24 protein-coding genes and 1 CRISPR repeat array (1 of these 25 cut by a window edge) are annotated in these 25914 nt (G+C 70.6%); of the genes, 13 read left to right on the top strand and 11 right to left on the bottom strand.

The window, feature by feature from the left end; genetic code table 11:
* Positions 1-508: a CRISPR direct-repeat array (repeat unit 37 nt; unit sequence GTTGGGAACCTCGCCGGGCGCGGACGCCCGGCGCTGC); it reaches 982 nt to the left of the window's first position.
* A gap of 133 nt (positions 509-641) precedes the next feature.
* The 8 genes from cas2 to FRANCCI3_RS16830 form a co-directional block, all read right to left on the bottom strand.
* Positions 642-932: a CRISPR-associated endonuclease Cas2 gene (gene cas2, locus FRANCCI3_RS16870; RefSeq protein ID WP_011437730.1), complete on the bottom strand. Its 291-nt coding sequence runs from the start codon at positions 930-932 to the stop codon at positions 642-644.
* A complete protein-coding gene (gene cas1c, locus FRANCCI3_RS16865; protein WP_011437729.1) occupies positions 932-1966 on the bottom strand; it encodes a type I-C CRISPR-associated endonuclease Cas1c in 1035 nt (344 codons plus the stop codon). The genes cas2 and cas1c overlap by 1 nt, the downstream gene beginning before the upstream one ends.
* Positions 1959-2624, bottom strand: coding sequence for a CRISPR-associated protein Cas4 (gene cas4 / locus FRANCCI3_RS16860; protein WP_011437728.1), 666 nt, complete (start codon positions 2622-2624; stop codon positions 1959-1961). The genes cas1c and cas4 overlap by 8 nt, the downstream gene beginning before the upstream one ends.
* Positions 2621-3508 carry a type I-C CRISPR-associated protein Cas7/Csd2 gene (cas7c, locus tag FRANCCI3_RS16855; RefSeq protein ID WP_011437727.1) on the bottom strand — a complete coding sequence of 296 codons (888 nt, stop codon included), beginning with the start codon at positions 3506-3508 and terminating at the stop codon, positions 2621-2623. The genes cas4 and cas7c overlap by 4 nt, the downstream gene beginning before the upstream one ends.
* Positions 3509-3598: 90 nt before the next feature.
* Positions 3599-5482 (bottom strand): type I-C CRISPR-associated protein Cas8c/Csd1, encoded by a 1884-nt coding sequence (locus FRANCCI3_RS16850; protein WP_011437726.1) that lies wholly within the window; start codon positions 5480-5482, stop codon positions 3599-3601.
* Positions 5482-6147 (bottom strand): type I-C CRISPR-associated protein Cas5c, encoded by a 666-nt coding sequence (gene cas5c, locus FRANCCI3_RS16845; RefSeq protein WP_011437725.1) that lies wholly within the window; start codon positions 6145-6147, stop codon positions 5482-5484. Before cas5c ends, FRANCCI3_RS16850 begins: the two co-directional genes overlap by 1 nt.
* Positions 6144-8384, bottom strand: coding sequence for a CRISPR-associated helicase Cas3' (gene cas3 / locus FRANCCI3_RS16840; RefSeq protein ID WP_201783647.1), 2241 nt, complete (start codon positions 8382-8384; stop codon positions 6144-6146). Before cas3 ends, cas5c begins: the two co-directional genes overlap by 4 nt.
* Positions 8385-8967: 583 nt before the next feature.
* Positions 8968-9210: a hypothetical protein gene (locus FRANCCI3_RS16830; RefSeq protein ID WP_011437723.1), complete on the bottom strand. Its 243-nt coding sequence runs from the start codon at positions 9208-9210 to the stop codon at positions 8968-8970.
* 162 nt (positions 9211-9372) lie between these two features.
* Here FRANCCI3_RS16830 and FRANCCI3_RS16825 point away from each other — a divergent pair, with 162 nt between their 5' ends.
* Positions 9373-9555: a helix-turn-helix transcriptional regulator gene (locus tag FRANCCI3_RS16825; RefSeq protein WP_035958778.1), complete on the top strand. Its 183-nt coding sequence runs from the start codon at positions 9373-9375 to the stop codon at positions 9553-9555.
* Positions 9556-10091: 536 nt separating this feature from the next.
* Here the strand turns inward: FRANCCI3_RS16825 and FRANCCI3_RS16820 are convergent.
* Positions 10092-10829, bottom strand: a complete 738-nt coding sequence (locus tag FRANCCI3_RS16820) for a DUF2786 domain-containing protein (protein ID WP_011437722.1) — start codon at positions 10827-10829, stop codon at positions 10092-10094.
* Positions 10830-11377: 548 nt separating this feature from the next.
* Here FRANCCI3_RS16820 and mobF point away from each other — a divergent pair.
* Positions 11378-15928, top strand: a complete 4551-nt coding sequence (mobF, locus tag FRANCCI3_RS16815; RefSeq protein ID WP_236701505.1) for a MobF family relaxase — start codon at positions 11378-11380, stop codon at positions 15926-15928.
* A gap of 312 nt (positions 15929-16240) precedes the next feature.
* Here mobF and FRANCCI3_RS23605 read toward each other — a convergent pair whose 3' ends face one another.
* Positions 16241-17122 (bottom strand): DUF2637 domain-containing protein, encoded by an 882-nt coding sequence (locus tag FRANCCI3_RS23605; RefSeq protein ID WP_049760970.1) that lies wholly within the window; start codon positions 17120-17122, stop codon positions 16241-16243.
* On the opposite strand from FRANCCI3_RS23605, the gene FRANCCI3_RS28260 reads away from it, so the two are divergent.
* Positions 17121-17411, top strand: a complete 291-nt coding sequence (locus tag FRANCCI3_RS28260; protein WP_041257967.1) for a hypothetical protein — start codon at positions 17121-17123, stop codon at positions 17409-17411. The two genes, FRANCCI3_RS23605 and FRANCCI3_RS28260, sit on opposite strands and share 2 nt — an antisense overlap.
* On the opposite strand, the gene FRANCCI3_RS28595 is transcribed toward FRANCCI3_RS28260, so the two are convergent.
* Complete coding sequence (locus FRANCCI3_RS28595; protein ID WP_035958758.1) at positions 17396-18100, bottom strand: hypothetical protein; 705 nt, start codon at positions 18098-18100, stop codon at positions 17396-17398. The genes FRANCCI3_RS28260 and FRANCCI3_RS28595 overlap by 16 nt on opposite strands.
* Before the next feature lie 646 nt (positions 18101-18746).
* Between FRANCCI3_RS28595 and FRANCCI3_RS16795 the strand changes: the two genes are divergently transcribed.
* From FRANCCI3_RS16795 to FRANCCI3_RS16750, 10 genes are all read left to right on the top strand, one after another.
* A complete protein-coding gene (locus tag FRANCCI3_RS16795; RefSeq protein WP_049760969.1) occupies positions 18747-19241 on the top strand; it encodes a hypothetical protein in 495 nt (164 codons plus the stop codon).
* 86 nt (positions 19242-19327) lie between these two features.
* Positions 19328-20107, top strand: coding sequence for a hypothetical protein (locus FRANCCI3_RS16790; protein ID WP_235463200.1), 780 nt, complete (start codon positions 19328-19330; stop codon positions 20105-20107).
* Positions 20104-20844 carry an SAF domain-containing protein gene (locus FRANCCI3_RS16785; RefSeq protein WP_011437716.1) on the top strand — a complete coding sequence of 247 codons (741 nt, stop codon included), beginning with the start codon at positions 20104-20106 and terminating at the stop codon, positions 20842-20844. Before FRANCCI3_RS16790 ends, FRANCCI3_RS16785 begins: the two co-directional genes overlap by 4 nt.
* Entirely contained in the window at positions 20841-22190 is a 1350-nt protein-coding gene (locus FRANCCI3_RS16780) for an ATPase, T2SS/T4P/T4SS family (protein ID WP_011437715.1), read from the top strand. The genes FRANCCI3_RS16785 and FRANCCI3_RS16780 overlap by 4 nt, the downstream gene beginning before the upstream one ends.
* Positions 22187-23092 (top strand): type II secretion system F family protein, encoded by a 906-nt coding sequence (locus FRANCCI3_RS16775; RefSeq protein ID WP_011437714.1) that lies wholly within the window; start codon positions 22187-22189, stop codon positions 23090-23092. Before FRANCCI3_RS16780 ends, FRANCCI3_RS16775 begins: the two co-directional genes overlap by 4 nt.
* Complete coding sequence (locus FRANCCI3_RS16770; protein ID WP_011437713.1) at positions 23089-23973, top strand: type II secretion system F family protein; 885 nt, start codon at positions 23089-23091, stop codon at positions 23971-23973. The genes FRANCCI3_RS16775 and FRANCCI3_RS16770 overlap by 4 nt, the downstream gene beginning before the upstream one ends.
* Positions 23974-24152: 179 nt before the next feature.
* Positions 24153-24377 carry a hypothetical protein gene (locus tag FRANCCI3_RS16765; RefSeq protein ID WP_035958772.1) on the top strand — a complete coding sequence of 75 codons (225 nt, stop codon included), beginning with the start codon at positions 24153-24155 and terminating at the stop codon, positions 24375-24377.
* Between the two features lie 119 nt (positions 24378-24496).
* A complete protein-coding gene (locus FRANCCI3_RS25405) occupies positions 24497-24877 on the top strand; it encodes a hypothetical protein (RefSeq protein ID WP_131728938.1) in 381 nt (126 codons plus the stop codon).
* A 110-nt stretch (positions 24878-24987) separates the two neighbouring features.
* Positions 24988-25443 (top strand): TadE/TadG family type IV pilus assembly protein, encoded by a 456-nt coding sequence (locus tag FRANCCI3_RS25400; RefSeq protein ID WP_035958757.1) that lies wholly within the window; start codon positions 24988-24990, stop codon positions 25441-25443.
* Positions 25440-25853, top strand: coding sequence for a pilus assembly protein TadG-related protein (locus tag FRANCCI3_RS16750; RefSeq protein ID WP_011437711.1), 414 nt, complete (start codon positions 25440-25442; stop codon positions 25851-25853). The genes FRANCCI3_RS25400 and FRANCCI3_RS16750 overlap by 4 nt, the downstream gene beginning before the upstream one ends.
* Positions 25854-25914: the final 61 nt, after the last annotated feature.

Genomic DNA, 25914 nt, shown 5'->3' with positions numbered 1-25914 from the left:
TGCCTCTCCCCCTCGGCGGGCACCACGTAGGCGACCAGGTTGGGAACCTCGCCGGGCGCGGACGCCCGGCGCTGCGCCGCGGCAGCGTCGATCTCGTCGACTTCCAGGGCGTTGGGAACCTCGCCGGGCGCGGACGCCCGGCGCTGCTGATCTATACGGCTGGTCATAACGTCCTCTCGTTGTTGGGAACCTCGCCGGGCGCGGACGCCCGGCGCTGCCCCAGATCGGCTGGGGCGACGTTCCGCAGCCAGTAGTTGGGAACCTCGCCGGGCGCGGACGCCCGGCGCTGCAAGTGATCACTTTTTGGGATGGTCCCGCCGGTGTTGTTGGGAACCTCGCCGGGCGCGGACGCCCGGCGCTGCTTCCGTCGACCAGATCACCAACCTGTCCGTGTTGCAGTTGGGAACCTCGCCGGGCGCGGACGCCCGGCGCTGCGGCCAGTGCGCCGAGGCCGCCGAGGACGGCTTCGAGGTTGGGAACCTCGCCGGGCGCGGACGCCCGGCGCTGCCCTGTCTGAGCAGGGAGTTCTTCGTAGAAGAAGATCCAGTGTCACTGTTATGGCCGGGTCTCTGACCGTTTTGTGTGCTTTCTGGCTTAGGGAGGTGCCTGGTGTCGGGGAGGTGCTTGGGGTTCCGAGGCGGTCAGATGATGTGGTCGGCGCGGTGGACGGGTTGGACGCCTGCGCCGAGGTGGTGGACGTTGTCGAGGGTGTGCTGGGGCATCTGGTAGATCCGGATGCTGTCGAGGGTCTCGTCGATGACCTGACTGATTTTGTGTTCGAGGAGAACGCGCTGGGGTTCGGTGCAGACGATTTCGAAGACGGATTTCTGCACGCGGATGCCATGGCCTTCGCAGATTTTCGCGACTTTACGGAGGCGGCGGTTGCCGTCGGGGGTGGTGGTGTCTACGTCGTAGGTGACGAGGAGGTCCATCAGGTAGGGCTCCAGGGGATGTACCGGGGGATGTCGCCGCGGAGGTGTCGGGCGAGGATCCTGGCCTGGAGCAGGGGAAGGGTGGCGGCGGGGGTGTCGTGGGTGAGGAGGGTGTGGGGCCAGGTTCGGGCGCGTGCCTGGCTCCACAGGGTGAGGTAGTTTTTCCGGCCGGACTCGGTGAGCTGGCAGGAGCCGCCGGGGTGGTGTTCGAAGTCGGCATCGGTGAGCTGGCGCTGGTTGAAGGCGGTGAAGACGAGGCGGTCGACGAGCAGGGCGCGGAATTCTTCCATGAGGTCGAGGGCGAGGGCGGGTTTGCCGGGGCGGATGCCGTGGAGGTAGCCGATGTGGGGGTCGAGGCCGACGTGGTCGAGGGCGCCGTGGACGGCGATGCGCAGGATGCCGTAGCCGAAGGACAGGGCGGCGTTGACCGGGTCGGTGGCGGGTCGGCTGGTGCGTCCGGCGGGGGCGGTGACGGTCGCGTGCGGGGTGAGCAGGTGCGGCCATGTGGCGATGTAGCGGCGGGCTGCCTGTCCTTCGACGCCCATGGCCTCGGCGACGTTGGTGGTGTCACGCAGGGTGGGGAGGGCGTCGGCGAGGTGGGCGGCGGTGTCGCGGAGTGCGGTTTGGCGGGTGCCGGTGGCGTCGCGGGCGGCGCGGAGGAGGAGTTGGCGGCTGTTCTGGAGTTTCCCGGCTATGTATGACATGGCGAGAGTGAGGCGTCGTTCGTCGTCGCGGAAGTGATCGTGTTGGGCGATGCGTAGGTGGGGGTTGCCGCCGGTGGGTCCTTCGACGCGGGCGCGGAAGCGGCCGTTGCCGGTGAGCCAGGTGACGGAGCGGCGGTCGGTGGCGCAGCGTTGTAGGAGATCGTCGGTGATGGTGACGCCGCCGAAGACGACGATGTGATCGACGCGGACGAGGGGGAGAAGGCGGCGGCCTTTGTCGTTGTCGGGATGCCAGATGCGTACGGCGTCGCCGTCGAGGTGCAGGCTGGTTCCGGGTGTTGTGGCGTAGAGGGTGTTGAGGAGCTCAGCCATGCCAGTGTCCTGCGGGTCGTGGGGTGAACAGGTCGTGGGTGCCCGCCGCGGCGTTGGCCAGCTCGGGGAGGCAGTCGTGGTGTAGGGAGCATCGTCGGCAGCGGCGGTCGGCGACGGCCTCGGGGAGGGCCGCGGTGGTGAGGATGTCTCGCATCCGCTCGGCTGCGGTGATGATTCGGGTGGCGAGTGTGTCGGTGAGGTCGACGCGGTGGCGCCGACGGTCGGTGTGGGAAAACACTTCGGCGTAGGGGACGTCGAGCGTGAGCATGTCTCGCAGACACAACGCCTGGGCGCCGGCCTGGAGATCGGCCGGCCCGCCGGGGACGTAGGGGCCAACCTTGTGCTCGATCGGGATTGCGCTGGTCGAGCTGATCTCGACGACGTCGCATACCCCGTACAGGCCCAGCCGGTCGCTCCAGACCTGCAGGCCGGTGACCTGCCGGATCCGGTTTCCCTGGGGGGTGGGGACGGCGGGGGACGGTTCGTGGACGTGAGCGTGGGCGACGTTGCCGCGCATCGTCTCGATGTTGTCGGCGAAGACGTTGTCGAGGTGGATCAGTGCGGCCTGGCGGGGGCAGTAGGCGTGGTGTTCCAGGGCGGAGATGGGAAGCCGTCCGGCGTGGGCGTCCCCGCCGGGCCACCAGTCAGAGGGGTTCATCCCAGCACGCGGGTGAGGGCCACGTCGTCGGGCAGGTCGGCGTCATCGACGTCGATCTTGTAATCGCCGAAGCTGCGCGGTTCACCCGCGGAGATCTTCCGGGCGGTGATGCGGGCGGAGAGGGTGTGGGCCGGTGCGACGCCGAAGGCGTTGTGGTGGCTGAACACGTACAGGCCACGGGTGGCCATCTCGCCGCGGGTCGCGGACCGGTCGTGGTCGAACATGTTGACCAGGGTGCACAGGAACAGGTCGAGGTCGGCGGCGCTGACACCGGTCTGGCGGCCTCGGGGCGCCGAGTAGTGGATCTCTGCCCGGTACAGGCCGTAGGGGACGGTCCACTTGCCGCCCATCTCGGTGCGTTCGCCCTTGTCGATGTCGGCCTGGGTGGTCTGGGTGACCCGGGTGATCGCATGGTCGACGGGCAGGACCGGGTCGAGGGACCGGGCCATGCCGACCTGGATCGGTCCGCGGATCTGCCCCAGCGACTGGGTCTTGCCGGTGGACAGGACCGCGCCGAACAGGCGGATGTCGACGTACCGGTTGGCGAGCCATTCCCGGGCCTTCGCGGCTTTCGCATCGTCGATCTTCTTGCCGAGTTCGAGTCCCTTGACGAGGTAGGACTCTTCCAGTCGGGTGTTCAGCGCGTGGCCGGCTTCGACGAAGATCTGGTAGCGGGTCAGGTCGAGGCCTTCGGCTTCGGCGGCCAGGCCGATGGTGTCGCGGACCTTCCTCTTGATCGCGACGTCGGTGACCAGGCCATGGCCGGTTTCGTCGTCGGTGCGGGGCCGGTTTCCGTTGTCCGGGTCACCGTTGGGGTTGCCGTCGGTGACGTCGAACAGCAGCACCATGTCGTGCTTCTTCTCGGGATCAAGGTTGAAGGCCATGAATTGCACTCCTGGGGGCAGTTGGTGAAATGACGGCGGTAGTGGGCTTCAGGAATCTGCTGTAGTACGCCAGGTAGGACAGCATATTGATCAAGGGGTGGGTGTGCCGGGATCCGCTGGCATCCCCGGAGTGTTCGGCGGAAATCCAGGGCCGGGTGTCTTCGCGGCGTTGGCGGCGCCGCCTCGACGCATTGAGTCCGACCGGTGGTGACTATAGCCAAGAATGAACATAGCCTGGTCGTCGGGATTTCCTCGACCAGGGAATCCGCCGCTGGCTACCAGTAGTTCGTTGAGCCCATGCAGCTGATTTTCGAGAGCGACTGCTCGGGCGATACTGTCTCGACGAATCTTCTTGAGCCATGGATGAACAAGAAGCCATCCCTGTATAAGAGCGGTCTTCGGGTTGGCAACGGCACCGGCGAAATATCGGTCGGCGAAGGTGGTGTTGAGCCGATCACCCTTTTCTCGGCCCATCTGGGAAGCATAGTACTGGATGGATTCCAACTGGGCGAAGATCCGTCCGGCGAGATAGGCGGGGTCATGGTTGTCCGGGTCAAGACCGGGTCCGGGCACAGGTCGGTTCCTTTCGTCGGCAAGGCGGGCTCGGCGGACCAGGGCCAGGCGTAGCAGTGCGACTCTGGCGTCATCGACGTGCCCGTCGGTACGAATGCGGGTCAGAAGATGGCCGAACAGCGCGGGTGGTACCGGTAGGTTTTTGAGCGCGATGCGCAGGAGGTCTCGGCGGACACCGTCGGGACGTTGCGCGCTGCGGTCGTCGAATCGGGCGTACTCGCCGGAGGAGCGGTCTCCACCGCCTTGCTCGATCCACCGGCCGGTAGCGAGTACTAGGCGGGTCAGCGGTACGTAACCACCGCGGGCCAGGTTCACGCCGTATGTCTGGTGGTCTCCGAACCAGTGGATGATATTTTCCTCGAGCTGCGCCAGGGGCATATCGATCCAGTCCCGGACTGCGATCCGAGCGCCGCTTCCACTGATCGTGACTGAGCAGAACCGTTCGTGTTCCAGGTCGGTGTCTTCAGTGCCGCGACCGCTGTGGACACGTTCACCGAGGACACGGACATCGGCTGCCCGCGCCTGTCCCATAAGAGTCATGACGGCGACTTCCCGGCCGATGGTCCACCAGGTCATCCGACCGTCGCTACCTGACAGAGAGTGATCGGGATGGTCGAGCAGATAGTGCAGGTTCGCGACGGAGATGCGGGCGCAGCCGATGCAGATCGGCACGGTTGCCAGGCTGTCGGAGAAGTCGTAAGTGTGGATCTTCTTGTTCGCGGACACGAGTGCGGCAATGGCCTGACCGGCGAGGGGAACGAGCCGCCGGGGAATCCCCTGGGGGAAGCGTTCGACGAGAACACCATCCTGGCCGCAGACCAGGCATACTCCGCGTCGCCCGCCGTCGGGGCTGTCCCCGCCAGCCTTGCGGCGCTGCACCTCGCGTTCCCAGAAGATCTGGACGGAGCGTTCCTCGGGAAGCCAGTGCCCGTCGTCGCCGACCAGCAGAACAATTCCCTGTTTCGACGTCCAGACTTCCGGGCGGCGGACCTGGTTGTGGCCACGGCGCGTGAAGAAGCCGTCGACGGCCTGAGCTATCAGATCGGCAGGGAAGGCGGTGGCCCAGCGGTGGACGAGGTCAACGAAGCTTGCGTGGCACCGTCCGACCCAGTCCGGCTTCGCATCGTCATCGGCCCAACCGAGGACGTATTGAATGTCGTCGGCACCGAGCAGCGGCGACGCGCCAGAGCTGCGGGTCAGGTAGGGCACGGGGCCCGGCTCGCCGAAGCGGCGTAGTTTGTCGGTCGGATCGGACAGATCTAGCAGGTCCGGCATCGCGAGCTGACCGTCAGCGTCGATCATCAACCCCCAGCGCATCGGCCGAGACTGGTAGAACGGCGGTAGATCGTCCACCCCGCTGATCATCGGGCGTTGGAACTCGGTGAGGCGTTGCAGCAGCATCAGGCCACCGCCGGAACGTCACCACGGATACCGGCCCGCGGGACATACAGGACGCCGGCATCGAGGCGGGCGGTGAACCAGTCGAACGCCACCGGTGGGCCGTGGTGGATGCGGTGCAGCATGACGCCAAGGTCCTCGTCCTGCTTCCACACAGGTGTGCCGTCGGGCGGTGCGAAGGAGGCGGGGAACTCCCGTGCGCCGAGGTAAGGCTGCTGGAAGCAAGCACCACGGCTCACCCGACGGCGGAACTGCTCCCGGTAGGCGGCAACGTCCTTCGTCGCATGGTCTTGGAGTTCGACATGCGCATGGATCCGGTAGGCAACATCTTTCAGGCAGACGGCGCTGCGCTGGTCCCGGTTAGCGACCGTGTCGATCCGCCGTACTCCGCTTGCCGCGTCCGACAGAAGCGGCAGATCGTAGGTTTCGTTCCGGCGGAGGGTGAACTGGTGGAGCGGACGGAGAACCTCGATTGCCACCGGAGCCCAGCGGAACTCCGGCTTCCAGAAGATGGACTCCAGCACTCCGACCGCAGCGGTCGGCGTCATCACCGGGTAACTCACCCGCTCGACCCGGAACTCCGGGCGGGTGAACAGCGCCCCTTCCGCCCAGACCTGGACGGCGACCGGCGGGTCCCCTGAGGGGGAACGGGGCAGGGTCAGGGTCATGCGATGAACTCCTCTCCTGACGGTTCAAGAACGATGCCGGTGTTTTTGTCATAGCTGCCGGCCCATTCGACGAGGTCCCCGAAGACGGGCTGGCACAGCGTGGCGACGTCGGCGCGGTCCCGGGTGCGGCGTTGGATCATGACCAAGTAGGGTTGAAGATCGCGGAAGAGGCGAGGCTCGGGAAGCGGGACCATGCGAATCCGCTCGACGAGCTGACGGACCCGTTCCTCCTCACCCTGGTAAGGCACGGCGACCGGGACGGTGTCCTCATCGATCATTCGGAATGCCTTCGATCTGTCCGGTCTCGGGTCTTCCCCTGTGCGCTTCGGACCTTCCGCTACCGCGCGGAAGTCGAGGGCCGCTCGGCTGATCTGCACCGCCGCTCCCCTGCTATCCCTACCTGACACCCGCGGATTTTGCAGGTAGCTGTGGTAGTAGAGGCGTAGTGCCTTGAGATCATCTGGGTCGGCGCGGCCCAGTCCGATGTACCGGGCGGTGATGCCGACGGGAAGGTCGTAGGAGCGTGGACGGCCGCCATCGGCCGGGTCGAATACGACCACCAAGCCGCCTTTCGGGCCGAGATGCCCCTCCCGGTTCGCCCTGCCCGCGGCCTGCTGCAACGAGTCCGCCGGGGCCATCGCCCGGAACACCACTGGGAAATCCAGGTCGACGCCGGCCTCGATCAGCTGGGTGCTCACCAGCCGGACGGGTAGCCGCGCGGTGAGCCGTTCCTTCACCTCCGCGAGTACCTCTCGACGGTGCGCCGGGCACATTGCCGTCGACAGATGCAGCACCGGGGTGGTCGCCGGTACACGGGCAGCAACCAGGTCCCGCATCTGGCGGGCATTCGCGACCGTATTCACGATCGTCAGCGACTGGTCTGCACCGGCAGCCGCCGGATCGGCAACCCGATCAGCGACCTGCTCCAACGTCGGTTTCGGATCGGGCCACCACTCGTACCGAACCCGACATGACGTCTTATACAAGGATTCCGGATTGGAGATCACCTCGATCGGCGTGATCGACTCCAACGGATCCAGCGCCCACAGCTCCGGCTGTGTCGCCGATGCCAGTAACACCGTCGTCCCGAACCGCGCCGTCAGCGTCCGCAACCCGTCCACGATCGGGAGAAGCAGCGGCGCCGGCAACGCCTGCACCTCATCCAGGACGATCACGGAGTTGGCGAGACGGTGCACCTTGCGCATTGCCGCCGGCTTGCGGCCGAAAAGCGAGTCGAACAGCTGCACGGTGGTCGTCACGACGAATGGCGCATCCCAGTTCTCCGCCGCCAGCCTGCGCCACCGTTGCGCCGGACCGTCGTCATCGACAGTGACGTTCGAGTGATGCTCCAACACCACCGGAGCGCCCTTGCCCGCCCCGACCGGGTCCAACAGACGCCGGTACACTGCATGGTTCTGCTCAGTGATCGTGATGAAGGGCACCGCGACGATCACCCTGGACTTTCCCTGCTCGAGGGCATGCCGGAGGCCGAACCCGGCCGCCGCGATCGTCTTCCCCGATCCCGTCGGCGCCGGCAGCCGGTAGATTCCCGTCGGACCGGCCGCCGCGGCCAGGCACGCTTCATACACCTCACCGCGCAACCGGTCCGCAGCCGGGGCGGGGGGCCGACCAGCCAGCATCTCCTTACGCCGACCGACGAACCGATCCCACAACATCGCCATGTCCGCGGGAGCCGCAACCTGCGGCTGGCCACCGGACCGATGAGCCGCCGTGTCCAGCCCGTCCGCGTCGACCAACGCGCTGAACAGGAAGCGCATCAGCATCTCGCTGGTACCCGGCTCATCGAACCCGACCGGGAGACGCACCGGCGGCCCGTCGAACAACCCAGGAAGCAGCGGACGTAGCGCTGCCTCCGCCTCCGCCCGGTCCTGTACATCTCGCGGTTTGCTTCGATCTTTGATCATCGAGCGTACCTCGGACGGATTGGTCAGCCCGCCGTGATGACCATGCAAAGGCAAACCGAGCACCGGGAAGGCCCCACGCCGCTCCGCGAGAAGAACGCCCAACGTTTTATGATCTTCACCTACGCGGACGCCCGTCGCCTCCGCCCGCAACAGACCGTCCTGCCAGGCACAGGATGCCTTGCCCACGTCATGCGCCAATCCTGCGAAGCGGCCCACCTCACCGGCACCGAACACCGCGGCGAAACGCTCAGCGAGCAGTGCGGTGCCCTCAAGATGATCGACAAGTCGGTGGCGCATGCCGGACGTGTTCATACTGTGTGCCCACATCGCTGAACCCCGCTCTCGAGTCCGCGTCGAGCCACCCCCCGTGGCCGATTAGCGACGCAACCTCGTCCGAGGATCATTCAAGCGGATGGGTCCGACAGTTTCCGGCCGGGGGTCGATGCCATCTCCCAACCATCGGCTTCCCGACCCATCCGGCTCAGGACCATGGTCCCGCCGACGAACGAAGCGATCATGTAAACATGCCGGAAGCTGCTACTCGAAGGGCACTCCAGCACGACCATGCAGAGCTCGGAACCTTGAGCCAACCTTGCGAGTACCCCACCGACTCGCTGGAGCGGGAGCCGACCCATCAGCTGGGGAGAGCGGATCTTGGCCGACGATCCCGACCACGGCTTCCTCGACATCGCAGACCCGCATCTTCACCGCCGCGTTCGTCCACGAAACGGACGACCTTCGCGGCCTGGCCGCGAGGCAGAACGGTTCTCCCTAACGCCGATTTCCGCACGGGCCCGTCCCCGGCGAGGATCACAACGGAGTGAAGGCGCGGCGCAGGACGTCGCCGCGCAGCGTTGAGCGCCCGCCCCCGGGCGGACGCCCTCTCCAAGGCGGATCAGTCGCCCGAGGATGCTGTCTCGCGGAAGACCAAGGTGACGTCGACGTCGCCGAAGTGCTCGGCGAAGACGGCACTGGCCGGCATGGACGCGAGGGCGGCGGCTACCTGTTCGACTGTCGCCTCGGGCGAGACGGACAGCCCGATGTCGACCGCCGGCGGGTGCACGATGCGGGTCACCGTGACGAACTCCGACGCGTGCTGTGGACTGGGGGGTGGCTCGGATGGTCGAACGGTGGTCATACTGCGGCCTCCTTGCGGATCGGTCGCGGGTGTCCCGCCTCGATCGTCGGCACGGGGCGGAGTCGCCTCTCGGCGCAACGGGTTGTAGCGCTGCAATCAAAGTATGCGCCCTGAGGTTGTAGCGCTGCAACTAGCTAGTGTTGATCCGTGGCGGATGAGACCATGACGAGCAGTGACATCGCGTCGTTGCTTGGGATCTCCCAGACCGCCGTCAACAAGATGATCTCGAAGGCGTCCGACTTCCCGACGCCCGTTATCGCGCGACCGAACTTCCGGGCCTGGCGGCGCCCTGAGGTCGAGGCATGGTTACGGCAGCACCGCCCCGGTGCGCTCGACGGCCAGTAGAACTCCGCCAGGAAGGGCCTCGCCGCCGTAGCCGACGCCTGCGACGCTCGGCAATGCCGATATCCCAGTCGCTGAACTCACCCAGGGTCAGGTTCCTTTCCCTCGACGCCACCCCGGAGAATTCTCTACCAGGGCACGGCGTGCCCGGAGCCTCTCGCCCCTGGTTCGATGGGCGGCCTCATGGGTCCTGGGAGCTTGCGCGTAGCGCAAGCTCCATATGTGCCGTCGGAGGTGGGTGACGCCGGGTGCCGTTCTGTCCATCGTCCGGCGGGTTGTTTTCCCCGGGGGGAGTGGGGCTTCGGGGGCGCATTTGTGTGCCGCGTCCTGCCGATTTTCTGGTCGTGGTCTCGGGCGGGTTGCTCTGGGGCTGGATTCTCCCGGAATCATTGTCTGATCTTTGTCGGAGTCGATCGTAGCCTGGAAGGGAAGGACGCCGGCAGAACAGACGGCACGGGGCGTACCGGAATAGCTGCGGGCATGGTGAAGGGCCGGCGCCGCTGGGTGGCGGCGCCGGCCTGGCGCGGGGTGCGGTGGGGTTAGCTGCCGAGAGCGGGCCGCTGGGTGGGGGTCAGGCGGGTGCCGCCGAGGTCGGCGCGTTCGCCGGCGTGGTAGCCGTCGCGGCCGCCGGAGCCGGAGAGCTGGCGGGCTCGTCCCTTGCGCAGCCGGGGGTAGGTGTGGGTGAGGTGGCGTTGGACGAGGGTGGCGCGGTCGGCGAGGACGAGGGCGGTCGACGGTCCGGTGCTGGTGGTGTCTTCGCGCAGGGCGCGGGCTTTCGCGGCGGCTTCGGCGGCAGTGAGCCGTTTGTAGACGGCGACGGCGAAGCCGGCGAGCCAGGAGCGGCGGAAGGCGCGCGGGTTTTCCCCGGTGGGGATGCGGGCGGCGGTGATGCCGTAGGAGGACTGGACGAGCAGGGAGGTGTAGAGGATCTGGGCGCGGTCGAGGTCGGCGGTCATCCCGAACAGGTGGGCCTGCTGGCGGAGCCGGTCGGGGTCGCGGCGGGTGTGGGAGACGATCTGGCAGCCGAGGGGGACAGCGATGGAGGACAGCAGGTTGAGCTTGTCGCGGGCGTAGGGCGGGTCCATGTCGAGGCGGATATCGCTGGGGGTGGCGGGGCGGTTCTGTCGGGCGTCGAGGCGGGCCTGGTCGATGCCGTAGCGGGCGATGAGCTCGGTGGCTTTCAGGTTGTAGCTTTCGCGGGCCTGCTCGCTGATGCCGTCCGCTTCCGCCATCGCGAGGAGTTTGCGGATTTTGTCGAGTGCGACGTCTGGTTGCATGGTCCGTCCCTGCTGGGTGGTGGATTGATGATGCCCCCTTGCAGCACCTCATATTCTACTGTTTCTGAGGGTATTGTGGCTGCGGCGCACCGATATTTTTCTCTCTTGGCTGATATGTTTCTTTGCGGTTTTGGTCGGGTCGGGATAATCGTTTTTCTGGCTGGTTGAATCCTCTCAAGATATGCCGGTGGTTTTCGGGCGGTGGGACTATTCCTCTCTCCGGGCTTCTTTTTTGTTGTTTATCCGTGCCGGTGAGGCGTGAGGGGCCGGGTCGGGTGTGTTCCTCGGGGTCGTCGGGCGACGCCATGCGACCTGCCTGTCGCGGTGGTGGTGTTCCTTGGCGGGGCAATGGGCGCGGGGGAGGTATCGGGCGAGGTCCTCGGTGAGGTGTTCGACGAGGTCCTTGGCGATGTTCTCGGCGGGGATGGTGGGACGTCCGGCCGGGTGTGTTCCTGGGGGGCGGGGTCGAAGCGTCGCCGCGGTCCGGGTGTGGCGGCTTCGCCGGGATGTCGGCTGCGGGGTGTGGGGGGCGAGGCATGATCGCTACGGTGAAGGTATTGACGTTGCGGGCCCGGGATGGGGAGACGGTTGCTCGGGCGGCGCGGGCGGTGGTGGCCTACGTGGAGGGTGGGCAGCCGGGGGCGGTGGCGCCGTTGCGCCGGTACTACGGCGAGGGGTTGGTGCCCGGGTGGGCGCGCGGGTCGGCGGCGTATCTGGTCGGGTTGGACGCGGGCCGGCCGGTGGCGGGGGAGGCGTTGGAGCGGCTGCTGCGCGGGGAGCACGCGGTGACGGGGAGGCCGTTGCTGACGGCATTGGGGTCGGCGGGTCGGGCATCGCCGCCCGTGGAGGGGCAGCGTTCGGCCGGGCCGGGCGGGGGGTTGTTGACGTTGGCCCAGGCGGCGCGGCGGGCGGGGGTGAGCGCGGCCTATCTGCGTGCGCTGGCGGTACGCACCGCGGCCATGGCCACCGCGGAGCGCTCAGCCTCCCGCGGTGGCGATGCCGATGCCGGCGGGTCGGCGCAGGGTGCCGATCGGGCGGTGCACGAGCGGACAGGCGCGGCCGGGATGCGACGTGGCCCCTCGGCGGGCAGCGTGCCGGGGGATGAGGGCCGGGCGGTGGACAACGGGGTGGGGGAGGGGCGGGGTCCGTGGTTGGCGGCGGTGCGGGAGGCGGGGACGGGCCGGTGGCTGGTGAGTGCGACGGAGGTGGATCGGTTCTGTGCCGCGCGGGTGCCGCCGGCGGTGGTGTTGGGCTATGACGTGACGTGTTCGGCGCCGAAGTCGGTGTCGTTGCTGTGGGCGTTCGGGGATGAGGAGATTCGCCGGGATGTGGCCGCGGCGATGGACGCCGGTGTGGAGGCGGTGCTCGGCTATCTGGAACGGCATGCGACGGTGGGCACCGTTGCCGGCCGGAACCGTCCGGGGGTGGGGGTGGCGGCGGTGTCGTACCCGCATGAGGTGTCGCGGAGCGACGAGGCCCATCTGCATGTGCATTCCATCGTGGTGAACGCGACCGCCGTCCCCGATCTGGATGAGCAAGGCCGGCCGGTGGCCGATGAGCAGGGCCGGGGGCGGGTGGACTGGCGGGCGTTGGACGGGGAGGTGTTCCTCTCCCACGTGAAGACCGCTGGCTATGTGGGGGCGGCGGCGCTGCGCCATGAGCTGTCCCGGCGGCGCGGACTGGCCTGGGGGCCGGTGCGTAACGGGGTGGCTGAACTCGCCGCCTTCCCCGCGCAGCTGCTGGCGGCGTTCTCCACCCGGCATGGGGAGGTCCAGGCCGAGTACGCCCAGCTCGTCGCCGACGGGTTGACGCCGGGTGGGGTGACCGAGGCGGCGGCGCAGCGCGGTTCCCGGGCGGCGAAGAAGGTCCTCGCTGACGCGCAGGTCCGCCGCATCCAACACGAACGGCTGACGGCCGCCGGATGGACGCCGCAGCGGGTCCGCGCCCTTGCCGCACCCGCCTCCCGGAACCGGGCCCCGGTCGACGGTGAGGACCTGGCCGGGTTGTGCGACCTGCTGACCGGCCCGGCCGGATTGACCGAGCACGACTCGACGTTCGACCGCCGTGCCGTGGTACGACGGGTGGCCGCCTGGGCCGCCGATCGGCTGCCCGCGGACGAGGTCGACCGGCTCACCGACCAGGTGTTGGCCGACCGGCGGATCGTCCTGCTCGGCCACAGCGCCGCCCGGGCCCGCCAGCAACCCGAGCCGGTGTACACGACGCAGGAACTGCTCGAGGTCGAGGACACCCTGCTGGCCCTCTGCCGGCAGGGCCGGGTTGAGGCCGGCGCGCAGCCGCGGATCCTCGTCGACCCGGCCACGCTCGAAGCCCATCTCGCCGCCGCGCAGCAGCGGCCGTCATCGGACGGCCCGGGTGGCGTCGGCGGCGAGGACGGCGGCGGCCAGGGGAACGGCGGCCAGGGGAGCGGTGGGCCGTCGGGGCCGGCGCTGTCGGCCGAGCAGATCACCCTCGTGCGCCGGCTGCTCACCTCCGGGGATCTGGTGCGGCCGGTCGTCGGGCCGGCGGGGTCGGGGAAGACCGAGGCGATGCGCCTGCTGACCCGGATCGTCCACGCCGGCGGCGGGCAGGTGTTCGCCGCCGCGCACGGGGGCCGGCAGACCGAGGAACTCACCGGCCGGATCGGGGTGGCCGGGCGGGTGGTGTCCGGCTGGCTGACCCTGCTCGATCACACTGAGGATCCGGGCCGGGTGTGGCCGGCGGGCAGCGTGGTCATCGTGGATGAGGCCACGCAGGTCTCGACCCGGGACGCCGCCCGACTGGCGCGGTATGCGTCTCGGACCGGGACCGTGCTGATCCTGCTCGGTGACCCGGCGCAGCTCGGCGCGGTCGGCGCCGGCGGCTGGTACGCCCATCTCGTCGCCTCCACCCCCGACGTGCCGGCGTTGGGCAGTCTGCACCGGCAGACCGGCGCGGCGCTTGCGCCGGTCCGCGCCGCCCTCGGCGCGCTGCGCGCCGAGGGCGGCGCGTCGGCGAGGAAGGCTCTCGAGCTGCTGGCCGCGGACGGGCGGATCCGCCTGTTCGACTCCCGCGAAGCACTGCTCGCCCAGGTCGTCAACGACTGGTACACCGAACGCACCGCACCGCACCCTCGAGGCGCCACCGACCCGGACAGTGCCACCGACCCGGGCAGCGTGGACGGCGCGGGCAGCACGGAGGGCGACGGGTGGACGGCCGCCGGTCCGGGACGGCGCCGGTCAGGGGGTACGGTCCGGCCCCGACCCGCGGCAGCGTTGCACATGATGGCCGAGCGGACCCGCGACGTGGAGATCCTCGCCCGCGCCGCCCGTGACCGTCTCGCCGCCGACGGCACCCTGACCGGACCGGTCCTGACCGTGGCGGGCCGGGACTTCCAGGCCGGCGACGAGGTCATCACCCTGACCCAGACGGGTCACACCCTGATCCCCGCCGGTAAGCCCGCCTCGGCCTACATCCGTACTGGCACCCTCGGCCGGGTCACCGCCGTCCACCTGGATCCCGACCATCCTGACCGGCAGGCCCTCACCGTCCGCTTTCCCAGGAAGGGCAGCGTGCGGGTGCCGTGGGAGTACCTCACCCACCGGTTCACCGATGGTCGCACCGGCGGTCTCGGCTACGCCTACGCGATCACTGCGGCGAAAGCCGAAGGCTCCTCCCTGCCCACCGCACGAGCCGTCGCCCCCGACGACACCAGCCGCGCCGGCCTCTACGTCATGCTCTCCCGAGCCCGGACCGATCTCGCGGCCTACGTCATCCGCCGGGCCGATCTCGAAGCCGACCTTGACGAAGAAGACTGGCTGCCCGTCCTGCGTGACCCGACCGGACCCCTCGAACGCTTCGCCGACCACCTCGCCCAGTCCCGCACCGAACGCCTCGCCAGCGAGTACGACCCGCTCGCCCACGCTGCCCACCGGCTGCGGCGCACCCACACCCTCGCCGGCCTCGCCCGACTCCCCGCACCCCCGCCATCCGGCGGCGCGCACCGCGCGGCCGGCGCGCCGCCCGCGCCGCCCGCGCCGCCCGCCGTGCTGCGACGCGCGGAACTCGCAGCGGAAGCGGCCCTGCGCACCGCCGCCGTCGCCAACCCGCCCGCCGATCTCGTCGCTCGCATCGGGCCACGACCCGCCGCCGCCGGCGCCGACCGCGCTCTGTGGGACCGGGCCGTCGGCGCCCTCGCCGTCCACCACGCCCGCTACCGGCCGGCCGTCCCACCCCACGACCCTGGACCCCCACTCTCATCCGGCGAACCGGCCGGCACCCTACGGGCCCGGTGGATGCTGCACCATGATCAGGCCACGCGCCTCGCTCGAACCTGGGCCGACGTCCTACCCCGCCGGGCCCGCGCCCGCTTCCACAGCCGCGCCGAACAGATCCCCCGCGCCCGCGCCATCGCCGGCCTGCACGCCCTGCTCGACAACGGCCATCAGCCCGCTGATCTTCTCGTCGCGTTGACCCGCGAGGACCAGAGCAGCGTCCGCACCGGCGCCGCCGTGCTCGACCACCGCGTCACCGACCTCTGCCAGCAGCAGGGACTCCACCCCACCGACTATCTCCTCCCCCCGCCGCGTCCGGCCCGCGACGAGTGGAACGAGCTCGTCGGCCTGCTCGACACCTGCGAGATCCACCACCTGGCCCGTCACCCCACCGCCCAGCTCGCCGCCGAACGCCGCCACCTCCGCGACGCTCAAGGCGCGACCGTCCCGCGGGCGAGGCCACACGGAGAAGGCAGCCGGGCAAGCACCGTCGAGGCACGCACCGGCCGCCAGGACAGGCTCCGGCTGATCGAGGAAGCCCTCGACCGGCAGATCGCGCACGCCGTGTTCCGGGCCGGTATCGACCCCGCCGACTACCTCACCGGACTCCTCGGTGCCCGTTCCAGCGCAGGCCTGGACGCCACCGGATGGGATAGCCGGGTCGAGGCCGTCGAGGGGTTCCGCCACCGCGACCTCGGCCTGCCCTACGGCACCCCGGCCACCACCGACGGCGAGACCGACCCGCTGCGCCGCGCCGTCGGCGACCGGCCCACCGATCCGGCCCTCGCGGAGGGCTACCGGGGAATACGTGCGCTGATCCGGGAGCACACCCCAACCCTCGATTTATGATCCACTCCCGGTCGGGCCGAGTCGGGTCTGCACGGTGGCGTCAGGGCTCGACGGTGTGACCGGCGTAGCGAGGGGCGTTGTTGTCCGGATTGGTCGTGTGCGGCAGCGTTTCCGACCTTGTACATTGCGCCTTCCAGGGTTTTGGGAGCAGCCGGTTCATCGCAATGGCAAATAGGCGTGAGTATGGCCAGCAGGCGTGGCGATGTGGCGCCAAACTGTAGGAATCGGAAGCCGGGGTAAGCCGGTTTTGTGAGGTGAACGTGACGGGGAGGCGGTGCATGCGGCCGGCAGCGCCGGCCTCGTGCCGGGCGGTCATGACCTGAGGTGGGGGATGTAGCGGCGGGCGGTGCCTTCGTTCAGGCCGATGAGGGGAGCGAGGTCTTTGGCGAGGGCGTAGACGGACCGGGGGTCGTTGGCGGGCAGGGCTTCGAGGAGCTTCTGGAGCCTGGCCTTCTTCGTGCCGGGTCTGACCGTGACCGGCTGGGATGCTGTTTTCGTTCCGGGATCGTTCCCGTTCTTCTCGGGGGTGATGATCGTCGTGGGTTCGGGGCTCGGCGGGGCGCCGGGCGCCGGGGGCGCGGCGGCTGGAGTGGGCGCGGGGGCGGAAGTCGGCGCGGCGGCTGGAGCGGGTGGGGCGGCGGGGTGGGTCTGGGTGGTGACGGCGCCGCGGATCTGGGCGGTGAGGAGTTCGTAGGCGCCGATGAGGGCGGCGCTGGGCCAGGCGGCGATGACGCGGGCGGCGAGGGTGGGTTCGGCGTGCATGACGTTGGCGGCGAGGCTGGCGGCGGAGGCAAGGGTGAGCAGGCTGTAGGCGAGCCAGGACCGGTGTCGGTGAGCGCGGCTGTCGGCGAGCATGGTCATGGAGGCGGCGACGATGAGGCCGTCAACGGACAGCGGGATGATCGCGGCGTTGGCGGGGTTCTCGCCGTGGAGGATGGCGACGGCGCGCATGTGGCGGTAGCTGACGACGGCGGCGATGCCGGCGACGCCGAGGACGGCGATGACGGTGGCGATATGGATCCAGAGATCGCCGGTTCGCCAGCGCCGCCGCCGGGACGGCGCTGACGTCGGGTCGTGCCGGTCTGGATTTCCTGCCGGCGCGTTCGCGGCCGGCGAGGAGGGCGCGGCAGGTGGGCGCGTCGGCGCGGTTGGGGGCGCGAGGGCGGCGCGGTTCGTGTCGTCGGCGCGGTTCATGTCGTCGGCCTGGGTCGGTGAAGGCGTCGCCGGTGGGGGCGCGGGCTGCGTGGTCGTCGGGTCGTCGGTTGCCGCAGGGGAGCCGTCGCTTGCTGTGCTTCTGTCGATGGCATTCCCGCTCCCGGCATCTCCGCCGGTGGAATTCCCGCGGGTCGGGCTGGTGGGTGGCGGCGCGGCGGGTCGTGGTGCTGGCGGGCCCGCCAGCGGTGTGATCGTTCCGGTCGAGGGTGGCGGGGCGGTCGGGGGCTTCTCGGCGGTCAGGATCATGGCGGTCTACCAGGTGGCGTAGTGGCTGAGGTGCAGGCTGCGGCGGCCGGTCCAGTCGAGGAGGCCGGGGGCGATGGCGAGGGCGGTGCGCAGGGCGCGGTTGACCTGGAACGCGAGCGTGTGGAACACCGGGTCGGTGCTGTCGTGATCGATCAGGGGGTTGCCCTGCGGGTCGAGGACCGCGACGAGGGCGGCGTGGAGGGCGCCGTCGTCATCGGGGGTGCGCAGGTCGACGGTGATCCAGGCGGCGTCGGGGTAGGCGAGGGCGACGGTGTAGGCGGCGTGCTGGCAGTGGACGCGGGCAAGCCAGGCGGCGGCGGTGTCGCGGTCGCGGTTGGCCTCGGCGAGGGCGGTCTGGGCCCGGTGGAGTTCGAGGGGCCCGGGGTCGGCGACGTAGGCGGGGGTGGGTGGAACGGCGGCCCAGGGGTCGAGGTGGTCGGGGTCCGGTGCTGTCCCGTCCGCACCGTCGACCTCGATGTGATGAGTATCACTTTCACGGTGTGTGTCGGCTGCGTCGAGGTGGTCGTGGATGGCGGCGGCGAGGAGTCGGGCGCTGGTGTCGGTGAGGTGGGCGGTGGCGATGCCGGTGCGCGGGGCGGTGACGCGCAGCAGCAGGACCGGCTCGTCGTGTGGGGGGAGGGTCTGTCGGTGCAGGGTAAGGGTGGTGCGGTCGTGGCCGGTGGTGAACAGCGGTTCGGGGATGTGGGTCATGGTCGCTCCCTCGGGTCGGGACGGTCGGGGGAGCGGCTTGGCAGCTGGGCGCCGAAGCCTCTCCTATCTATAAGCCGTCTCGCACGCGTCGCGACGGTCGGCGCGCCCGTGGTGTCGGAGTCGCCTCGAGTCGTCTTCACGGATTGCAATCGGCTTCCTTTTTTTGCTCGGGGTTGTGGTTGTGGGTGGCTATTCATGGTTCGTGTGCTGTGATACCAAGGATGGACGAGCAAGGGTGTTCGTAAAGGAATCGTTGCGCCGCGCCGAGTCTGCTGGAGAGGGGTGGGTGCGCGCGGCGGGAAGGGCCTCGCGGTGACGATGCGGTCGACGTGAGGCTGTGTACGTTCACGGATTGTCGGGGGGCGTCCGGAACGGTGGCAGGGTCGGGTATTCACGTCCGCCGTCGAACCGGTGAGATCCGTATCTCGTTACCGGAGATCCTCGTCCGGAGGTCGTGATGTTCGCGAGTCCCTGTCCCCGTCTCGCCTGTCCGCTATCTGTTGTTCTCGTCTTTGTGGTTGTCGCCGTCGTGGGCGCGGCGTGCGGGGGTCCGCACGGCACCGTTGACGGCGGCCCGGACCCATCTGGACCCCTGTCGACACGGTCGTCCGCGTCCCCGCCCGGGTCGTCCAGGTCCCCGTCGTCCGTGTCCCGGTCGGAGGCGGTTGATCCGGCTGGCACGGTACGCAGGGAGATCGCCGCCGCGCAGGAGAGGTACTACCGTTCCTTTCTTGCCGCGGTCGAGGCCCCCGGTGACCGGCGTGGGGTCGATGGTCTGCTGGCCAGTTATACGGCGACGGGCGCGCCGCGCCAGAACGTCACCGCCTGGCTGGCGCTTCTCGCGCGCCGCGGTTACGCCGCCCGACCGGGCGCCGGGAACCGTTACGTGATCGAGAAGATCGAGGTGCCTACGGCGGCGCTGGATACCGTGGTCGCGACGGTCTGCGGCTACGACGACGGCGTTATCTTCGACGCGCGTCGCAGGGCTCCGGATGGTTCGGAGATCGTCGTCGACGACATTCCTCTCAGCGAGAGAACCCTTTTCACCTGGGTGAAACATGAAACGTGGCAGATCGACCGGGTGACCACCACGGACTCCTGGAATGGGAGGGACGGATGTCCCCCGTCAAAACGTTCGTGATGGCTGGTGCCGTTCTGTGTCCGCTGATTCTTTCTGCTGCCGTGGCCCGCGCGGCAACGCCAGGCTGGACGAATGGGCAGGGCGCTGTGAGCGGTTTCGCCGATGTCGATAGGGCCGACAGGGCGCTTGTCGGTTCGGTGGAGTCGACGGGCGCTGGTCGCGCCGCGGCCGGATCGCCGGCGGCTACAGCCGCGGCCGCGTGCCGCTGGCTGGTGGGCTATGCGGCCGCCGAGCAGCTGGTGAAGCCGCGACCGGAGTCCATCGGCCTGGTCGACGTCGAACGGGTCGAGGCGGACGGTGGCCGGTCCCGGATGTACGCGCGGATCTGCGACGGCCGGATCGTCGGGTGGGCGTGGCTGCGGGTTCCGAACGTCTCCGGCGCGGTGGCGTCGGCGGCGCGGGAGGTGCGGCGCCGGCTGCCGGCTCCACGCGGCCGGTTCTCCCCCGATGTGGCGGGGGCGGCGGTGGTGCGGGTGTCGGTGTGGTTCGCGGTGCCGGGGCAGTGGTCGGCGGTGTCCGCGTCGGCGCAGATCCCGGGGGCGTCGGTGACCGTGACCGCGGCCCCGACGGTGTTGCGGTTCGCCCCGGGCGATGGCTCGCCGCCGGTGTCCTGTGTCGGGCCGGGCCCGGTGTTCGTCCCCGGCACACCGGAGCCGGCGCGTCCCCCGGCCTGCTCATACACCTATCGGGACGCCTCCACGGCCGCGCCGGGCGGCCGGTTCTGGCCCGGGGTGCTGGCCATCGACTGGACCGTGGCCTGGAGTGCGAGCGACGGCGAACACGGCACGCTTCCCGGTATCACGACCCGGGCGGAGGTGCCGGTCGAGGTGCGGGAGATCGAGGCGGTTGAGAGGGCGGGGCGATGACCCGGCCGGCGAGACCCACCGATCACGACTGGATCGCGGACGACCTCGACCCCGGTCCGCAGAGCGGCGTGGCGCGCCGCCGGTGGGGCGGCGCGGCCGTGGCGCTGCTGCTCATGGTCCTCGGCGCGGCCGGCGCGCTGTGGTTGTCCTCGGACGATGCACGCCGGGTCGAGGTGGTGGCGCTCGCCCGTCCGCTGGCCCGCGGCACGGTGGTGGCACCGGCGGATCTGGCGGTCGTCGGTGTGGATGCGCGGGGCGGGTCGGTGCGGCTGGCCACGCCGGCCACGGCGCGCCGCGCGTTGGTGGGGCGGCCGGTGCTCCTGGACCTACCGGCGGGCACCCTACTCAGCCCGGAGATGGTCGGCTCGGTAACGGCACCCGCCGGGCAGGTCTCGATCGGGGTGACGGTCGGCCCGGACGGTCTGCCCTCGGCGTCGGTCCGGACCGGTGATGCCGTGGGGGTCCTGGGGTTCGACACGACGACCGGCCGGGCCGTGGTGCTGGCCCGTGATGTACGGATCGCCGAGGTCCGCCCGCCGGCGGCGACGGGCCGGTCCGGGGACACCGTCGTCTACCTCGCCCTGCCCGAGCGGCTGGCGGAGACGGTGGAGACGGCTGCGATGTCCGAGCATGGCGTCCGCCTCTTCGGTGTCGGCGGTGGGTCTTCGCCCGGGCCGGCTGACGGCGGCCCGGCCGGCGGTAGCGGGGACGGCCCTGGGCAGGGAGGTGGCGGATGAGCCTGCAGTCGAGCACCTCCGGGTCCGACGGCGGGTCCGATGTCGCCGAGGATGTAGCGAGCACGATCAACACGGCGGTGCAGCGTCAGGTGGCGGCGGCGCGCCGCAGCGGCCGGCGGTTCACCCCCACGGAACGCGCCGCGCTCGCCGAGGAGCTCCTCGCCCGGGAACTGGCCGACATCCGGCGCGGCGCGGCCGACGCGCCGCCGCTGGACGCGGCCGGGGAGAACGAGGTGCGGCTGCTGGTCCGCCAGGCCCAGTCGCAGCTGGGTTCGCTCGGCCCGTTCCTGCTGGCGGACCGGTTTTCCGATGTGGAGGTCAACGGCGCGGTCAACCTGGTGCTGACCGAGCGCGGCAGCGGGCATCGGATCGAGGGACGGTCTCCGTTCGGTAGCGACGCCCAGGCGTTTGAGTGGGTGGCCGAGCATGCGGCGTCGGTCGGCCGCCGGTTCGACGAGAGCAACCCGTCGGTGCGGTTCCGGCTGCCGAACGGGGTTCGGGTGCACGCGGTGTCCCGGGTGACTCGCCTGACCCATATCGACTGCCGGTTGTTCCGGCCCGGCCTGGACACCCTGGACGGGCTCGCCGACGCGGGGATGTTCGGATCTGACATCACCGCCCTGCTCGCGGGGACGGCGGCTTTGCGTCAACCGTTTGGGCTGATCATCTCGGGTGGGACGGGAGCGGGGAAGACGACGCTGCTGCGGGCGTGGGTCAACGCCACACCCGACGATCCGATCCTCGACCGGATGGTGACGGTGGAGGATGAGCAGGAGCTGTTCCTGGCCCCGGAGCGGTTCCGCAACCTGGTGGAGTTCGAGGCCCGCGAGCGCAACGTCGACGGCCGCGGCGAGTATTCGATGGCGCGGTATCTCGCGGAGAACCTGCGCCGTCAGACCCCGCACCGGGTCCTGCTCGGGGAACTGCGCCCCGACGGCGGCGTCCTGCCGCTGCTGCTGGCGCTCGGGCAGGGCATCGCCCAAGGGGTGGCGACGACGATCCACGCACCGAGCGCCGCCGACGTCGTCGCCCGGCTACGCACGTATGCGGCGTTCGACCCGGGGCGGGTGCCGGAGGCGGCGGTGTTGGAGACCATCGCGTCCACCGTCGATCTGATCGTGCATGTCGCGAACCTGGACGGCCGGCGGGTGGTCACGAGCGTGCATGAGGTCGGGGAGTACCGGGAGGGCCGGGTGACCTCGGCGGAGCTGTGGCGCTGGGACGCGAGGATCGAGCGGGCGGTACGCACGGACCTGGACTTCTCCGACCAGCTCGCCGCCAAGCTGCGTTCCGCCGGGGTCGGCCCGGCGGTCCTCACCCGGCGCCGGACGAGGGCGGCCTGGTGAACGCGCAGACCCGCCTCTTCATCGGGGCGCTGTCCGGTGCGTTGGTCGGCCTGGGATGCTGGCTGCTGCTCGTCGCCTTGCTGCAGGACCGGGACGTCCCCGCCGGCCGGAGCCGCCCTGTTGGCTGGGGCCGCCGGCTGCCGGGCGGGCCCCGGGAGGGCCGGCCGTCCGACGCCGGGATGGCCGGGTGGGGTGCGGAGTTCGTGTTGCCGGTGGCGGGCGGCGTGCTCGCTGGTCTGATCCTCGGCGTCGTGGTCGGTGTGCCGGTGCTCGGGGTGCTGGGTGGTGGCGCCGCGTGGCTGACGCACGACGTCCGGCGGGGTCCAAGCGTCGACGAGCTGAACGAGCTCGGTGAGGCGGTCGCGACCTGGTGCGAGACGGTGCGCCAGGAACTCGACGCCGGGCAGCCGCTGAAGGCGGCGGTGGTGGCGTCGTGTCAGCTGCCCCCGTCCGCGCTCGCCGGGCCGTTGGGCCGGTTACGGGTCCGCCTCGATCAGGAGCCGTTGCCGGCGGCGCTGGCCGGCTTCCGGGCGGAGGTGAACCATCCGCTTGTCGGGTCGATCGCCGCCGTGCTGTCGCTGACCTACCGGCGGGGCGCCGGGGACCTGGCGCGGCTGATGGCCGAGCAGGTCGAGTCGACCCGCCACCGGGTCGCGGTGCTGCGGGATCTGCATGCCGCCCGGGCCCGCTACCGCCGGTCGATGGTGCTGCTGCTCGGCCTGTTTGCCGTGTCCGTCGTCGGTGTCCTGGCGGTATGGCCGGCGATGCTCGCTCCCTACCGCACCGCCTGGGGGCAGGCGGTCCTCATCATGATCGCCGGCGTTGTGGGTCTGGCGGTGCGGACCCTGCTCCGGCTGGCCCGGCCCGCCGTGGTCCCCGACTTCTTCGGCGACGCGACATGACCGGCCCGCTGTCCGACCCGGCAGTACCGGCTCTTTGCGGTGCGATCGTCGGCGCCGGGTTGTTCCTCCTCGGGCGGAGCCTGCGCCCGACCCCCGCACCCGACCAGCAGCCGGCCCGGGGTGCGACCGGTGGCCGCTGGGCCGGGCAGGTCCACCGCCGGTTCGAGCAGACCGTCGGCCCCGTGTGGGCGCGGCGACTGCTCCTCGCCGAGGACCTTGCCGTGCTCGGCCTCGACCCGGCCGCGCACACCGCGACCAGGATGATCCGCCTGCTGGTCGTGGTGAGCGCCACGGTGGGGCTGGCCGCGGTGGGGTGGGCGAGCGGGATCGTGCTGCCCGCGACGACCCTGCCGCTCGGCTGTGTCGCCGCGGTGCCGTTCGGGTTCGTGTGGGCGGATCGGCCGCTGCACCGCCGGGCGAGTGCCCGCCGGCAGGAGACGAGGCTGGCCGTGGCCGCCTATCTCGATCTGGTGCGGATCCTGCTGGTCGGTGGGCTGTCGCTGCATACCGCGCTGCAGACCGCGGCCGATGCCGGCCGGGGATGGGCCTTCACCGAGATCCGCGCCGCCCTGCAGTGGGCCCGCGCCCGCCATGTCCCGCCGGACGCCGGGCTGAACCGCCTTGCCGTGCGAGTGCCGGTGGCGGAGTTCGCCGAGCTGCGCCTGACGGTCAGCTCGGCGCTGCGCGGCGCGTCCCCGGTCCTCGCGTTGCAGAGCAAGAGCACCCACCTGCGCGCCGCGGAGGCCGCGCAGGCCCGGCTCGCGGCCTCCGTCGCGGACGCCGCGATGGAGCTGCCGGCGGTCATGGTCGCCCTGGCCTTCGTCGCCTTCCTCACCATCCCCCTGCTGGTGATCCTCACCGGCGTCGAAGCCACCCCATGACACCCAGCCCGGGTCACGCAGCCCCGGATCACGCAGCCCCGGCTCGGTCCGCTCCTGATCGGACCGGGTTCCGGTCGCGTCCCGCCCACCGCCGCCAGGCACGCCGGATCGACGAGCGACATGAACCCACGGAATCCAGCCGACGAAGAGACCGACGAAGAGAGAGGACGGTGGCGGCGATGCGCCGACTCGGGGTACTGCTGGCCTTGGCCCACCTGTGGTGGACGAATCTTCACCAGCGGGCCGCTGAAGATGGGCGTGACCGGGGTGATGCGCTGCCGACGGCGGTCATCGCGGTGGGTCTGGTCCTGATCGCGGCGCTGGTGATCGTGATTCTGCGGGCGAAGGCGACCGAGGTCGCGGAGCATGTATGCACCAGCGCCGATCCCACCACCTGCCAGTAGTAGCCGCGGCCCGTCCCGCGGCGGGCGGCCACCCCGCCCGCCGACGAGCCCTCCGTCGACGAGCCGTCCGCAATGCCGGAAGCAGCCCGGTCGAACTGGCCGTGGTAATGGGCGGGGTCATGACCCTCCTCGTGATCGTCCTCGGGTTGGGTCTGCGATGGCTGGCTGTTCAGGCGGCCGGCGCCTCCGCGCAGCGCGCCTTGGAGATCATGCAGAGCCCCGATGGGACCGTCGAGGACGCCACAGCGGTCGCGGACCGGCTCGCCCGATCCAGCCGGTCGGTCACCAGCGTGACGACGGATGTGGCGGTCACGCCGGATCTGGTAACCGTGACGGTGACCGTCACCTCGGTCCTGGGCACGACGGTTGCCCGCTCCGCCTCCGGGCCACGGCTGCGGTTCGTCCCACAACCGGTGGCACCAGAGCGCGCCGCATCGACGAGGACCGCGCCGCTGGCCGTCGGCGGACCGGTGCCCGCCGGCGCGGGTCGGACGTCATGAGCGGCTGGTGCCGGTGCCGGTGCCGGTGGCGGTGCCGGTGGCGGTGGCGGTGGCGGTGGCGGTGGCGGTGGCAGTGGCGGTGCCGGTGGCTTGGCGCGGGCGGTGCGGGCATGCCGCTCGCGGATCGGGTCGGAGCTCGCGCGGGTCGGGAGGGGGCGTCGGAACAGGACCGCGACCGGGGGGCCTACTCGGTCGAGTTCGCCGCCGGATGGCTGATCTTCCTGATGGCCGTGGCGATCCTCGCGGTGGCCTTCCAGGCTCAGCAGGCCCGAAGCGGTGTCCGGCACGCCGCCCGGGAAGGCGCCCGGGCCGCCTCGCTCGCCGCGACCCCCGCCGACGCCGAGCAGCAGGCCGACATGGTCGCGCGCCGTGCGCTCACCGCCAGCTCCTGCGCGGCGGGCAGCGAGACCGTCTCCACCGACGTGACCGGGTTCGGCGCCGGCGGGGTCGTCACGGTCACCGCCGGATGCCGCGTCCACCTCGTCCTCGGCCCGTCCCGCACCGTCACGGCGAGCCGCGACGAGGTCATCGACCGGTTCCGCGGCGGCCTGCGGGACCGCCCGTGACCATCACCCGCTCCGCCCAACACGGTGACCAGGGGTCGGTCAGCCTCCTGCTGGCGGTGCTGTTCGCCGGCGCGGTCCTGCTCGCCGGACTGATCGCCGACACCGGCCGGGTCCTGTATGCCAACGCCGACGCCTCCGACCTCGCCGGCAAGGCCGCCCGCGCCGGCGCCCAACAGATCGCCCCGGCCAGCCTGCGTGCGGGCAGTCCCACCCTCGATCCGGCCGCGGCCGACGCGGCCGCCCGCGCCTACCTCGACCGTCACCACATCGACGGCACGATCACCGTCGCTGGTGACGCGGTGACGGTCATCGTTCAGACGCGCATCACCTATGTCCTGCTCGCCCTGTCCGGCCGGACCGGCGCCACGGTCACCCAGACCCGGTCCGCCGTCGCCCTCCGCGGCCCGTAACCCACGGGAGAACCGCCATGCCCCAGCTCACCCCCACCCGCCGCCATGCCGACCATCGAGA

The organism is Frankia casuarinae, from assembly GCF_000013345.1.
In the GTDB taxonomy this organism is placed as follows: Bacteria; Actinomycetota; Actinomycetes; order Frankiales; family Frankiaceae; genus Frankia; species Frankia casuarinae.
The sequence above is the reverse complement of the archived record's forward strand: the minus strand, read 5'-3'. Positions and strand labels throughout refer to the sequence as shown.